This is a genomic window from Streptomyces sp. CB02261 (assembly GCF_001905665.1).
Classification (GTDB): Bacteria; Actinomycetota; Actinomycetes; order Streptomycetales; family Streptomycetaceae; genus Streptomyces.
This window is the reverse complement of the sequence record NZ_LIVX01000012.1, coordinates 74,950-87,429: the sequence shown is the minus strand read 5'-3', so window position 1 is coordinate 87,429 and position 12,480 is coordinate 74,950. Positions and strand designations below refer to the sequence as shown.

The following is a 12,480-nucleotide window of genomic DNA, read 5'->3' as shown; positions in this document are numbered from 1 at the left end:
TCAGTTCTCCAGTCTGCGGGTCGTGGGGACTCGGCGGGCGAGGAGGGCCTGCACCCCCGAGGCCACCGGCGCGGAGGGCGCAGAGGGCCCGGCGGATGCCGGCCGCTCGGTGGCGGGCCTCGCGGGCCGGGGCCGGGTCTGCTTCGGCAGGGGCTTAGGTTCGGCGGCGGCAGGTGTCGCCGGGATGGTGGCTTCGGCGGCCTGTTCGTCGGCGGGCAGGTGGATGCGGGTGTCGCCGCGGGTGGGCCGGGCCGGCCGGTAGGTGCGGCTGCGGAGCTGGCCGCGCCGTGGCGCGGCCAGCATCAGGGCGATGCTCAGCAGGGCGGCCGCGGGGTTGCGGCCGTCGATGTGCAGGTGGCGCAGTACGAACGCGGCCACGGCGGGCAGGACCAGGAGGGCGGCGACGTCGAGCCAGCCGTGGCCGCCCCATAGCGGGCGGGTCAGGATCAGGGCGGCGACAGTGCCGACGATCCCGGCGAGCTGGGTCAGGGTGTAGGGGCCGCCGGGCAGCCGGATCCCCCGGCCGCCGTTAACGTCCCGGATCACGCCGTGGACCAGGGGCGCGCGCCGCGCCTTGGTGTAGCAGCGGCCGATGAGCTCGCCGTCCAGCTCGCTCTCGGCGCCGTGTGGGCTCACTGGTCCATCCGGGACAGACTGTTGCCGCCGTTGTAGTTGGTGATGTCCTCGGTGGTCTTGTCCTTGAGCGCGCCCATGTTCGCGGACAGGCCCCAGACGATGCCGGCGAAGATGACGGCCATGATCGTCGGGCCGGGCGCCTTGGTCTTCCAGCCGACGACGATCACGAAGATCCCGCACAGGACCGGGATGGCCACGTTGAAGATCAGGCTCTTGATGTCGTTGCCGAGGCCGGTGCCGGTCTGGATCCAGCCGGCGGCCAGCGTGATGGTTTCAGGCATGCTCGTGCTCCTTCTAGGAGGTGGGGGTGGTGGCCGGACCCGGTGTGCCGGAGGCGACCGGGGCCGGAGGCGGCGGGGTGAGGGCGGGGGCGCCGTCGAGGCTGGCGATCTCCCAGCGGTCGGCGCGGGCCTTGAGGGTGAGGGCGTAGGTGAGCGGGAGGCGCACCCCGTCCCGGCCGGTGGCCCGGAGGGTGACGAGCAGGCGCAGGGTGGTCCCGTCGCCGGGGACGGAGACGACCAGCTCGCCGCCGGACTCGCCCTCGGCGGCGAACTGGTCCACCGCGATGCCCGCATACGGCGCCGGGGACGGCGCGGTCAGGCGGGTGCCGGGGGCCAGGTAGCGGTCGAGCTCGGCGCCGGCCTTCGTGAGGTAGGCGGTCAGGAAGCTGGTGACGGCCTGGGTCCGCGGGTCGGTGGGCAGCGCCGGGTGCATCGCGCCGTAGACCAGCTCGGGGGTCGTGGCCCTCTCGGGTGCGGCAACTTCAGCCGGCAGCGCGAGCGCGGTGTACGCGGTCGCTCCCCCGCCGCCGGGCGCCGTGGCCACGGGCACCTGGAAGTAGCGCAGCGCGCCGGTCGTGGTCGCAGGGCTTGAGGAGGCGCCCGGTTGCATGGATGGCGTGGCCGAAGGCGTCGCGCCGGTGACGCGGGCTGCGACTGTGACCGACCAGACCGAGGTGTCGATCTGGCGGAGCCGGACGACGGTCAGCTGCTCGCCCCGGCGCCGGCCGGAGACTCCGTCGAGCTGGAGGTTGCCGGCCGGCGGGTAGTAGGCGGCGAGCTCGGGCTCGTCGCCGCGCCCGGCGGACAGATAGGCGGCGAGGAAGAGGCTCGCGAAGCCCGCCGCGCCCTGTCCGCCGCTCGCGGCCGGTGTGGATGGTGTGTTCTTCGGCGCCGGGGCCGGGGACGTCGTGGGGACCGAGAGGTAGGCGAGCGTGCCCAGCAGTGGGCCGAGCGCGATCAGGGCCCAGACGAGCCAGCGCAGCAACGCCGTGGAGTTGGCCTGGGCGCCGGTCGACCAGCCGCCGACCCATCCGGTCTCCTGCTTGGCCTCGGCTTCATGGACGGTCGGCGTGTGCGGGTCGGCTGATGGGGCAGGCTGCCGGCGGCCGGTGGGGGCGGGGCTCATGCCGTGCCTCCCGCCGCGCGCAGGGTGTGGCCGGCCAGCTCCGCGATCCGGTTGCGGAGTTCCGCTTCGGGTCGGCGGCTCAGTGCGGCGAGCGAGGCGAGAACGGGCTCGGCGTCCTCGTCGAGGAAGGCGCGGAGCTTGTCGTGGGTGCCGGTGTCGAAGGGGTGGGCGACGAGGGCGGCGCCAAGGTGGATGAGGAGACGCTGGGCGCGGGTGACGCGCTCCTCATCGGCGTCCAGTGACGTCGAGGCGGCGGGTGTGGTCAAGACGCATCTCCAAAGGGGGGAGCGGACGGTGGCCGGGGCGGGGGTCTGGTTCATGCCGCGGCCTGGGGCCGGAGGGAAGCCGTGAGGCGGGCCCTGGCCCGCGAGCGCCGGCGCTGCCAGGCGCCGTCCGTGATCCCGGCGCGGGCCGCGGCCTCGGCGTCGGGGATGCCGCCGCTGATGTGGTGCCAGGCCAGTGCCTGCGCGTCCGCGGTGGACAGCGCGCCGTCGCGCATCGCGTCGAGGAGGAGCTCCAGGAGCTCCAGCCGAGCCGGGGCGGTCGCGGCGTCTTCGGCCGGGCCCGCATGGAGGCCGGCTTCCACGGCGGCCGCGCGCACGGTACGGGCGCGGGCGACCTCGTACGGGCCCGGCGACCGGTCGGCGAGCTGCTCCGCAGCCGCGAGGTCCTCCCCCACCGGGCCCTGCTCGGCGGCGAGCTCGGCCAGGACCTGGCGCAACGTGTCGAGCGCCAGGTTGGCGGCCGGCCGGCCGGGGCGGAGGTGGATGCGGCCGGAGCGGGCGACCTCGTAAAGGGCGGTCACGGTCACGTGACCGACGGCGTCGCGGGTGCGGCCGCCGGTGGCACGGACCTGTCCGCGGGTGATGCGGACGGCGGCGGGGAGCATCGCCTGGACGATGACGCGGCCGGCGAGGACGGCCGATCGGTCACGCCCGGCGGCGCGCTGGAGGAGGGCACGCAAGACGGCATCGGTCAGCGCATCGGTCACGCCGCCGGTCGGACGGAGCGCGGCAAGTAGCTGCTCGGGCGTCAGGGAGCCGGCCCAGGAATCGGTCACGGCCGCGATGCCATCGGTCAAATGGCCATCGGCCACCCAGTCGGTCACCGCCTGGCGGAGGGCGGGGTCCGCGCGCAGCGCGGCCCAGTCGGCATCCAGCCGGTCGAAGTACCCGCCGCCGGCGGCGGGGTGCGAAGCGTCGTGCACGGCACGTCTCCTTTCGGATCTCGTGCCGTACACACTCCTCAGACCGGCTTGCCCGAAGGCTTGCCCAGCGCCCGAAAAGCCCAGCTGGAAAGCTTGCCCGCCGCCTGGGCAAGCCTCATGTGACCGCCTGGGCAAGCCTGCCGGGGGGTCGGGCAAGCCACCTTGTGGCCGATCCGTGCAACCTGGGCAAGCCTCCCGCTCCCCTGGGCAAGCCTCGCGAAGCGAGGGCCGAGGCTTGCCCAGGGGAGACCGGGCCCAGGATGCGGGCGGGTGACCGGAAGGCCAAGGGTCGGTCATGACCGGTGGCCGATGCGGCCTGGATCGGCCACAGCCCACCGTGCCCGGCATCGGCCACGGGCGCCTCCGGCCATCGGCCACAGCCCGACCCACGTACCGATCGGCCACGGCCGGACGGATGCCCGAGGCAGCTAGCGCCCATGACCGATCGCCGGGTACGGCCCCCGAAGGGCACGTTCCGGCAGCGCGAGCCCTAGCGAACGAAGGTGCAGCCGGCCCTGGCCGATGAACCTCGAGACATGGCGGTGGCCGATGTCCAGGATCGGTCCTCGGCCACTGAGGAATGTCTGGGCGGTCAGCTTCGTGCGAGCCGGAGGTGCGCGCGGCCCACTCCCCCGGCTCCACGGGCTGTGGTGATTACGCCGTTATCACCGGCGCGCGGAGCGATCCCATCGACAGCCGAGGCTTGGTGATTACGGCGTTATCACCGGCGATCGGTCATCGGCCACGGGGGAGCTGATCGGTGCCGCATGCATCGGCCATTCTGGGTGGCGGTCAGGGGGCGTGCTCAGACGGACATGGCGGTGGCCGATGCCCAGGATCGGTCATCGGCCACTGAGGGAGTATGGGTGGTCAGCTTCGGGGACCGGAGGTTCGTGCGGCCTACTCCCCCACTTCACGAGCTGTGCTGATTACGCCGTTATCACCGACGCGCTGAACGAGGATCCGTCATCGGCCACAGGGACAGTGATCGGTACCGGCCGTCAGGTGTGACGGTCAGGGTCGCGCGGAGACAGACATGGCAGTGGCCGATGCCCAGGAACGGCCATCGGCCACTGAGGGAGGCGGAGCGGTCGGCCTCGCGTGCGGACCGGAGGTGCGCGTGGCTCACTCCCCCGAACTGTGCTGTGGTGATTACGCCGTTATCACCAGCGCGCTCAGTGATCCCACCGAGAGCAGGTGACTGGTGATTACGGCGTAATCACCGAGGATCAGCCATCGGCCACGGGGGAGCTGATCGGTGCCGCATGCATCGGCCATTCTGCGCCGCGGTCAGAGTGAGCGCGAAGAGGGACATGGCAGTGGCCGATGCCCAGGATCGGTCATCGGCCACTGAGGGAGATACGGACGGTCAGCTACGGACGGACCGGAGATGTGCGCGGCCCTGAGTCCGGCGCTGCTCCGTCAGGTATGCGGTGGCCTTGTCGAGGCGGCGTTGGCCGGTGCGGGGGGACACATTGAGGCGGCGGGCGACTTCGGCGCCAGAGAGCCTCTCCCCTGTTTCCTCTGCCTCGGCGAGCCATGCCGCGACGGCCTCGACTTCCTGCTGCACGGAGGTCACCTCCGGCTCGTCGGTCTGCTCCAGCAATGGAGCGGCAGCCGTTGCAGTGCCGGGATCGGTGGGCCCCCAGGTGGGCGAGCCGAGTGTCGGTTCCGATTGAGTCGGGGGAAGATCCAGGGAGGTCTGTACTGCTATTCCCCCGGCTTCCCGCTGTTTGCCTACTGTCGGCGCAGTCGGCACTGGCTCACGGAAATGCTGCTCGGGAACGGTTGAGGCTGGCGGGGTGGAGAAGGCCTGCGGCGTGGACGGCTCGAAGAACGGGTGCGGCTCGGAGACCGAGTGCTTCATGACGTCCAGGGAGTCGGGATGGACGCCGTGCTCGTCAACTGCGGATGCTCGGTCATCGGTCATAGCCGGTGCTGCTGGCGGGCCATCGGTCACTTGCGCCGCAACCGCGTGGCCGACGGCGGTGACGTCCTGCTGCGTGGCCGCCGCGAGCTCATCATGGACTTCCCCGCCGGCTTGGCGTTCCGCGTGCCCGGCAGTTCCACTCGGTCCGGAGTCCAACCCCCGTTGGTGCTCATCGGCCGTAGGTATGTCGGCCATGTGCTTGTCGCTTTGGGCCTCCATCGCCATGGAGGAGCCCAGCTTCAGACCGGCTTCCTCAAGGACGTGCGGAGCGGTCTCCGTAAGCGGGACGCCGTACTTGGCGAGTCGCAGCGGCATCAGTGACTCGACTGGGGCTTTGCGCCTCCAGTTGCGACCGTACTGGGCTTGAAGCTGAGCCTCGTAGACGAGGCGGTACTGCTCCAACTTGATCACGCGTTCATAGGAGCGGATCTCCCAGAGTTTCATCCTGCGCCAAAGACGGAACGTGGGCAGCGGAGACAGGAGCCAGCGGGTGATCCGAACGCCCTCCATGTGCTTGTCTGCCGTGATGTCAGCGATGCGGCCCACTGCGTGCCGGGCTGCTTCAACGGTCACGACGAACAGCACCGGAATGACGGCGTGCATACCGACGCCCAGGGGGTCGGGCCACGCCGCCGCTCCGTTGAACGCGATTGTGGCTGCGGTCAGGAGCCAGGCTGTCTGCCTCAGCAGGGGGAACGGGATCCGGATCCATGTCAGGAGCAGGTCCAGGGCCAGCAGGACGCAGATGCCGGCGTCGATGCCGATGGGGAAGAAGTACGAGAAGTCACCGAAGTCCTTCTGCACGGCGAGTTCGCGTACGGCTGTGTAGGAGCCGGCGAACCCGATGCCAGCGATGACGACCGCGCCGGCGACCACCACACCGATCAGAATCTTGTGCGTGCGTGTCAGCTGCACCGCGGCCACCCGCGATCCCCTCCCGTTCAGTCTCAAGCGTCAGCCTGGTTTCCGGCTGCGGTTTAAAAAGATCCAGCCCACGATGGGCGGCCGTGTCTCAGGAACGTGGGGAGACAGGGCCGCCCGGCTTCGGCGTCAGTCCTCAGTGAGCAGCTTCGCCAGAGTTTGGCGGTCCTCATGGGACATGTGCTGGCGTGCCAGTCGGTTGAGGGCCTGGGGGTTATGCCACGGAAGACTGGATGCAGCATTCGCACCGTCTCGGTCTGCCGCTGCTGGAGCTGTGTCGGGTCGCTCCGTGGATGCCACCAGGTGTCCGTCGATAACGCCGTAATCAGTGTGAGGCCCTGCCTCAGCGGAGTTGTCCAGGCTCGAGCCGGCGATAACGCCGTTATCACTGTTCGGCTGCTCTGTTCCGAAGCGGTTGATCTGTTCGTTGGTGGTTGCGGCGTTGCCACCAGCGTTCAGGGGTGCGGCGGGGGAGGCCGGGGGATTGCGCCTCTGTCGGTTCTCCTGGGCCTGCCTGGCTCTGGCGTCTGCCGTAGCGCGCTGCTCGGCAGGGGAGAGCTTGCCAAGTCCGCGAACGTGCTCGACCTTCCGCAGTCCCGCTTCGAGGTCGGCCTGCAGCTGCGGTTCGAGCTCGAGGAGAGACAGGCGTTGCGAGATGTACGGCTGACTTACGCCGAGACGCTTTGCGGCCTTGTGCTGAGAGCCGTAGAACTTGACCAGCGTCTTGAGGGCTTGAGCCTCCTCCAGGTCGGAGAGATTCTCCCGCTGAGCGTTGGCGACGAAGGCGGACTCCAGCAGGACCTCGTCGGTGGAGACGCGGGCGTCGTCGACGGTGACCTTGATCGAAGTGAGGTTTGCCTCTTTGGCGCCGGCCAAGCGGCGGTGGCCGTCGATGACGACGTACTCGGCACCGGGTTCCAGCTCTGAGGCTCGCTCAGGCCGGTCACGGAGATAGGCCTCGACGGACGCGACAGTGATTGCCTGGATCTGGCCCACTTCCAGGAGACTGGAGGCCATACCGGATACATCGCCCAGGGCTTCCCGCGGGTTGTCGGGGTTACCGCTGATGAGGGCCAGGTCCAATACGGTCGGGTCTCCGCCGAAAGCGGCATCGGTCAGCTGCCGTCGCACACTGCGTGCCTGGCTCGCGCGAGCGAAAGACGAAGATGCCCCGAGCTGGTCTCGCTTGCTCATGAGATCTCCCTGGCGATCTGCCGCATGATCTCCGACTGATCGCTGTGCGGCGCGTACGCCAGCAGGGGACGGTGCATGCGCACGGCCTCCCGCTGCTCTTTCAGGTCACCGATGACAGCAAGGACGCGCGGGTCGCCAAGCTCACGCCATTCCTGCAGGGAGGAGGTCGCGACGAAGCCGCGTCGGCTGTCGTAGAGGTTGACGACCAGGCCGAGATACTCGATGTCCAGGCTGAGGTCGTCTCGCAGAGACTCGATCTGGTCTGCCAGCATGGCGTAAGCGGTTGCTGATGAGTCTTCAGCGAGCACCGGGATGACCATCCCGGAGATCCCCTCGCCTTCACCCTGGCGGCGGCGGCCGTAATAGATGGCCGCGTCGGTGGCCATGCCCAAGCTGGGCGGACAATCGACGACGATGGCGTCGAAGTCCTTCTCCAGCGGCTCAAGGGCACGTTCCAGCGCGGCCTCCTTGTTTCGCATCCGGGCGACAGCGATCTTGGCGTCGAGGAGGAAGCCGTCGGGACAGGCGGGCAGCACGTGCAGGCGCTTGCCGAACCGGGGCTCCTCGATGGTGACCACAAGGTCTCGCAGGTTGCCTCTCGCCTCCCCGCACATGTGCAGCACAAGGCTGTCTGCTCCAGGAGCGATCTGCCCTACCCCGAGCTGATCGCTGAGGTGTCCCTGCGGGTCGTAGTCGACCAGGAGGACGGACATCCCGTCCTCAGCCAGGGCGGAGGCGATGCCTGCGGCGACAGCCGTCTTTCCCACGCCGCCCTTCTGGTTGATGACGATCTTTCGCTGTGCGATACCGGTGACCGGGCGGTGCCTGGGGGAGGGATGCGTGTCCAGCCACAACTGAATGGACTGAGCAAGGCCCTGTACGAACGGGATACCTCGCTCGTTGCACGTGCTCTTGAGCTCGTCCCACTGCCCGGGCGGGAGCCAGGTGGAGAACGACGTTGAGCCGGCCGTGTCGATGGGGGAGTAGTCGGCGTCGGCCGAGTGCCACGCCGAGATTCCCTCAGACGCGGCGTCCTGGATGTCGACGCCAAGTTCGGCGGCGCGAACCTTCAAGTCCTGACGAAGCCAGGACGGCAGCTTGGAGACGACCTTCTCTCTGTCTCCACTGGGGTTTGGAGTGACCATGAGGTCAGCTTACTAACTTCTGCCGTGGAGGTGTGTGACGGCAGGTCATGCAGCGTGTCACCAGGAGGTATCCGTCATTTCGGTATCACTGCACGCGGGGCTTGAACCGCCAGGCGCGTTACCAAGGTCGGGTGAGGAGTCTTTGCCGTCCGCGGGTCACGACTCACGCTTGGGCTATGCAGAGCCTTCAGCGCACGGGCGAGTGGCGCGCCCAGCCGGCAGGCCGAGCAGCAATGCGGGACAACGCGGCCGGTCCCGGCGCTGCCCGGGCGTGGTTGTCGCGGGACCGCGGCTACGATCGCGACAAGCACCGTGCCCCCGGTCTGGGACTTTGGCGTGAAGCCGCTGATCGCCCTCCGCGGCACCGAACGTGCCTCCGGACTGGGCACCCACCGCTGGGTCGTGGAATGTGCTTCGCTCACCTGCATGGGATCTGGCGCCCGCGGATCCGTTGGGGGATACGAGACGACATCCACGAAGCCTTTCTCACTGCCAGTAGTCCCTTGACCGAAGCGTCATAACCACCTCGTTCGGCCACGTCCGTCTGACCCGTCCGAGCTGCTCACGCAGCTCGTCCAACCAGCCGTCTCCCGGATCCAGGGCGACGCGGACCGAAACCCCGGACTCGCCACCGTCGTCCACCGTGACGATGGGACGGGCCACCGAGAATCGCCTGTCGATGTCAATGAGGATCTCGGTGTCGCCCATGACCGTCCAGCGGATGCCCTCTCTGGCGGGGAGCTCGTTCAGGGCCGTTGACCAGTCGTCCATGACTTCCGGTGACAAGCACAGCCCAAGGCGCCCGCTGACGAAGGCGCTCGTGATGATGAGCTCGGCATCAAGGTAGTCGTTGTACGGCGCGTTCCCGGGCTTGTTCCGCCCAAGAATGCGTACCCGGAGGCTGCTGTCCGGGTCGACAAGGCAGATCAGGTCCAGGCTCTCGCCCTCGTCCACGTGCCCTCCCAACCCCCGGCGTTCCCGATCATCATGCACAGGTCGCGAACTGGTGCCGGAGTGTGCTTCGTTAGGAGTCTCAAGCAGCCGCTGGGTCTCGACGGCGGTTCGTTCGGCGGGGGAGGGGCGCCTGGAGGCGCGCCGGCGGCCTGGCTTTTGACGTGACACGGAGTCGAGCTGCTGCTTCGCTGGGGCCTATGGGGTCATCGGCACTATTCGGCTCAGGCGACCCTGCTCCGCCGCGCCTCGGCCAGGATCCTTGATCGCCAGCTTCCTGAACGCGTCCCAATACCGTGCCAGCTGGTCCAGCGCTACTTCTGCCCTGCCCCGAATCATGTCTCACGACCAAATGTCGACGAAGCGCGGTCCCTCTCGATGGGTGCTCTGCTTCGGTCCTCGGCGACATCCTGTGCACGCACCTGTGCACAGAGCGGAGGCATGCCCGTTGGAGATCTGTGGTCACGTGGCCGCTTCGTGGAGCGCAGCCCGGGCCACGGCGTCCGGCCCGTGTGAGTCAGCACGACAGTGGGCGGGCACGACGACTGCCGGCTGACTCACACGGCCCTTATCCACGAAGAGCTCATCAGCCGTGTTCGGACTGCCGGTAGAGGTCTGGGGCGAACGCGCCGAGGGCCTGTTCCGTAACTCGTGTCTGCGTCGCCGCGACGACACTGTCCTCCGCGGGGTCGCCCGACAGGTACGGGCCGCCACTTGACCCCAATCCCATAAGGCAGGGAATGCGCATCATCGTCTTGCCGACCACCCAGGTGGTGACGCCCGAGCAGTGGAGGCCCCGGGCTGTGTACGGGCAGCCGAAGAAGTGCGCGGACGGGCCGGGTTGCCGTGAATGAGATGGGCTGGACGCCGGACTTGGGGGAGACTGCGGCCTGGGAGCGGCCTACGTGGGCTGACCAGCGAAGGCTCGGCGCCATGATGTTGTCTGGCCCCCCAATTTGGTCTTACTCCGCACCCGACGGCGCCGGCCTGGCGGCTGTCCAGACCGGCGGACGGGGCGACTTCACGCAGGGACGCCGAGCGGCGGATGATCGAGCACGCGGGGCTTGTATTCGACCAGCTGGATACAGCCGTCGAAGGTGCGGTGCTCGATCATCTCGAGGGCAACGTCTGGATAGCCGTCGTAGATGCGTTCTTCGCCCGTGCTCCCGGTGATCACCGGGAACATTACGACCCGGAAGCGGTCGACGAGTCCGGCTCGTAGCAGGGACCGGCTCAGGCTGAGGCTGCCGATCGTGCTGAGGAGTCCCGAGCCATTCGACTTCATGGCGCGGACCGCCTCGACGGCGTCATCGCGGACGAGCGTGGAGTTGGCCCACGCCAGCGGCTCCTCGAGCGAGGAGGAGAACACCACTTTGGACGCTTGCGTGAGCTCGTCGACGGAGGCCTCTTCTTCGGGCCTGAACTCGTCTTGCCCATTGGGGACCTGGCCTTCAGCGAAGCCCGACATAAGGCGGTAGGTGTTCGCTCCCATCAGGTAGGTGGCGTCGGGCTGCTCGCCGAGCCATGCGAGGTACTCCGGTCCCTCGAGGCCCCAGAACCCGGGCCATCCCTCTCCCGATGCGTAGCCGTCGAGGGAGGTGATGAAGTCAACGAGAAGCTCCGACATGGCGGCGTCCTTTCCTGGGGTGTCACGAGCTTGGACTGGTCGGCAGCCACAAACTCATCGACCGCGCCGTGAAGTAACGAGAAACCCATGACGCTGCGGCCGAGCAGACCGGCGGGGCGCCAGCCGCGGGCGGCCCGGGCCGACCGTCACCCTCACCCGGGCAGGCACAACGAGCGGGGCCAACTGAAACGGTCAGCCACAGCCGCGCGAAAGACACCCGTTTCCCGTAACCGACGACCTGACCAAGAGCTCAAAACGCCACGAGAGGCCACGTGCGGGCCTCCTGGCTGGTCGCAGGTCGATCCATACCAGGCGTGCCGAGTTCGGCGATTCTAGGGCCCATTCTACGCGTCGCTTTTCGTCGTCGATTGCCCAATTGCCGGATTAGAGTCCGGAGCGAGGTCACTTGTGGTGGGCTCCCAGTTGGGGAGCCCACCACAAGTTTGGCAACGGCATACCATCGGCACGGCGTCCGGCCCTGCCACCACTCGGCGACGATGCCCGGTGTGGGGGTGCCCGGCTACCGCCAGCGGGAGCCGCCGACAGGGCTGTGCAGGCTGAGCGTCGCCCGAGAGGCGGTCACCGCGTTCAACCTTTCACTGAAGCGAGAATGCAGAGCTCATTAGCCACCGGTCCGCCCGCGGAGCGTGCTTGAGTCCGTTCGTCTACGACCAGCGCATGTCCAGGGCCGACAGCTCCTCTACCCGTTGGACCGACAGTTTCCCGGTCTTGGCCCGCTGCTGGCTGATCCAGGCGCCGAGCCGCAGGGTTCGCCGTCGCCCTCTTCAGTGTGGCTGCGCGGTACGTCGAGGGGACCCCCTCGGGCGCAGTACTGGGCAGCGGCTCGCGGCTATGCGCCCACATCCTCCCGGCTCCGCTTGACAGGCGCGGGGGCCGCGTAATGCCGAGCGAGGCGAGCAGCACCTGCTGATGACCTGGGTTCGCAGGCCGACGGCAGGGAGTTCGGCGGGGGAGTGGGGTGTGAGTTCCACGACCGCGCGGGCCCGCAAACTCGCCGTCCGCTTCGAGGCCACCGTCCTGATCGCCGCGATTGGCGAATGATTATGACCGGCCTGGGCTGTCGGTTCCTCATGCCATGCTGACCGCGACCAGGGCCGACAGGGTGAGGGAGAGACCACGATGGGGGCTCAGTACTACGGCGCCGGCAGCGAGAACGGCGACCGCATCGACGACCCCTCCGAGGACGCGCTGTTCATGCTGATCAGCGACCTCAACGACTCCGACAACACCTTCGTCGTCGTTCAGCCCGACGAGGACGACCCCGTCTGGTTCGCTTCAGTGGCCGTCCTGGACGAGGGCGGCTACGAGATCGTCCGCCGTGACACCACCCGCAACGAGCACGAGGTCACCACGGCGACCGGCATCAACGACATCGCCCGTGACCTCACCATCTGGATGGCCGCCCGAGACTTCCCCGGACGGCCAAACAGCTAGGTCAGCG

General features: G+C 68.6%; 11 protein-coding genes and 1 pseudogene. 2 read left to right on the top strand and 10 right to left on the bottom strand.

Annotation, left to right across the window (positions count from 1 at the left end; genetic code table 11):
* The 10 genes from AMK29_RS31295 to AMK29_RS31245 form a co-directional block, all read right to left on the bottom strand.
* Positions 1–636: a hypothetical protein gene (locus AMK29_RS31295; RefSeq protein WP_073819390.1), complete on the bottom strand. Its 636-nt coding sequence runs from the start codon at positions 634–636 to the stop codon at positions 1–3.
* Positions 633–917 (bottom strand): hypothetical protein, encoded by a 285-nt coding sequence (locus AMK29_RS31290; protein WP_073819388.1) that lies wholly within the window; start codon positions 915–917, stop codon positions 633–635. The genes AMK29_RS31295 and AMK29_RS31290 overlap by 4 nt, the downstream gene beginning before the upstream one ends.
* A gap of 13 nt (positions 918–930) precedes the next feature.
* Positions 931–2,043: a conjugal transfer protein gene (locus tag AMK29_RS31285; protein ID WP_073819386.1), complete on the bottom strand. Its 1,113-nt coding sequence runs from the start codon at positions 2,041–2,043 to the stop codon at positions 931–933.
* On the bottom strand, positions 2,040–2,309 hold the full coding sequence (locus tag AMK29_RS31280; protein WP_073819384.1) for a hypothetical protein: 270 nt from the start codon (positions 2,307–2,309) through the stop codon (positions 2,040–2,042). The genes AMK29_RS31285 and AMK29_RS31280 overlap by 4 nt, the downstream gene beginning before the upstream one ends.
* A 50-nt stretch (positions 2,310–2,359) precedes the next feature.
* Positions 2,360–3,250 (bottom strand): hypothetical protein, encoded by an 891-nt coding sequence (locus AMK29_RS31275; RefSeq protein ID WP_073819382.1) that lies wholly within the window; start codon positions 3,248–3,250, stop codon positions 2,360–2,362.
* A 1,369-nt stretch (positions 3,251–4,619) separates the two neighbouring features.
* Positions 4,620–6,104: a DUF2637 domain-containing protein gene (locus AMK29_RS31270; RefSeq protein ID WP_073819380.1), complete on the bottom strand. Its 1,485-nt coding sequence runs from the start codon at positions 6,102–6,104 to the stop codon at positions 4,620–4,622.
* Between the two features lie 126 nt (positions 6,105–6,230).
* Positions 6,231–7,295, bottom strand: coding sequence for a ParB/RepB/Spo0J family partition protein (locus AMK29_RS31265; RefSeq protein WP_073819378.1), 1,065 nt, complete (start codon positions 7,293–7,295; stop codon positions 6,231–6,233).
* On the bottom strand, positions 7,292–8,440 hold the full coding sequence (locus AMK29_RS31260) for a ParA family protein (RefSeq protein WP_073819375.1): 1,149 nt from the start codon (positions 8,438–8,440) through the stop codon (positions 7,292–7,294). The genes AMK29_RS31265 and AMK29_RS31260 overlap by 4 nt, the downstream gene beginning before the upstream one ends.
* A gap of 486 nt (positions 8,441–8,926) precedes the next feature.
* The gene (locus AMK29_RS31250) at positions 8,927–9,394 is read right to left on the bottom strand and encodes a DUF5959 family protein (protein ID WP_073819374.1); all 468 of its coding nucleotides are present in this window, start codon (positions 9,392–9,394) and stop codon (positions 8,927–8,929) included.
* A 1,018-nt stretch (positions 9,395–10,412) separates the two neighbouring features.
* Positions 10,413–11,018, bottom strand: a complete 606-nt coding sequence (locus tag AMK29_RS31245) for a dihydrofolate reductase family protein (protein ID WP_073819372.1) — start codon at positions 11,016–11,018, stop codon at positions 10,413–10,415.
* Positions 11,019–11,948: 930 nt separating this feature from the next.
* Here AMK29_RS31245 and AMK29_RS37720 point away from each other — a divergent pair.
* Positions 11,949–12,080, top strand: coding sequence for a hypothetical protein (locus AMK29_RS37720; protein WP_274535655.1), 132 nt, complete (start codon positions 11,949–11,951; stop codon positions 12,078–12,080).
* Positions 12,081–12,114: 34 nt separating this feature from the next.
* A pseudogene (locus AMK29_RS31240) lies at positions 12,115–12,473 on the top strand (hypothetical protein).
* The last annotated feature ends 7 nt before the right edge of the window (positions 12,474–12,480 follow it).

What these genes read in the sequence shown, in the direction of transcription:
- AMK29_RS31245 (WP_073819372.1), bottom strand. Translation starts at nt 11,018, where the DNA reads ATGTCGGAGCTTCTCGTTGACTTCATCACCTCCCTCGACGGCTACGCA.
- AMK29_RS31285 (WP_073819386.1), bottom strand. Translation starts at nt 2,043, where the DNA reads ATGAGCCCCGCCCCCACCGGCCGCCGGCAGCCTGCCCCATCAGCCGAC.
- AMK29_RS31265 (WP_073819378.1), bottom strand. Translation starts at nt 7,295, where the DNA reads ATGAGCAAGCGAGACCAGCTCGGGGCATCTTCGTCTTTCGCTCGCGCG.
- AMK29_RS31260 (WP_073819375.1), bottom strand. Translation starts at nt 8,440, where the DNA reads ATGGTCACTCCAAACCCCAGTGGAGACAGAGAGAAGGTCGTCTCCAAG.
- AMK29_RS31290 (WP_073819388.1), bottom strand. Translation starts at nt 917, where the DNA reads ATGCCTGAAACCATCACGCTGGCCGCCGGCTGGATCCAGACCGGCACC.
- AMK29_RS37720 (WP_274535655.1), top strand. Translation starts at nt 11,949, where the DNA reads ATGACCTGGGTTCGCAGGCCGACGGCAGGGAGTTCGGCGGGGGAGTGG.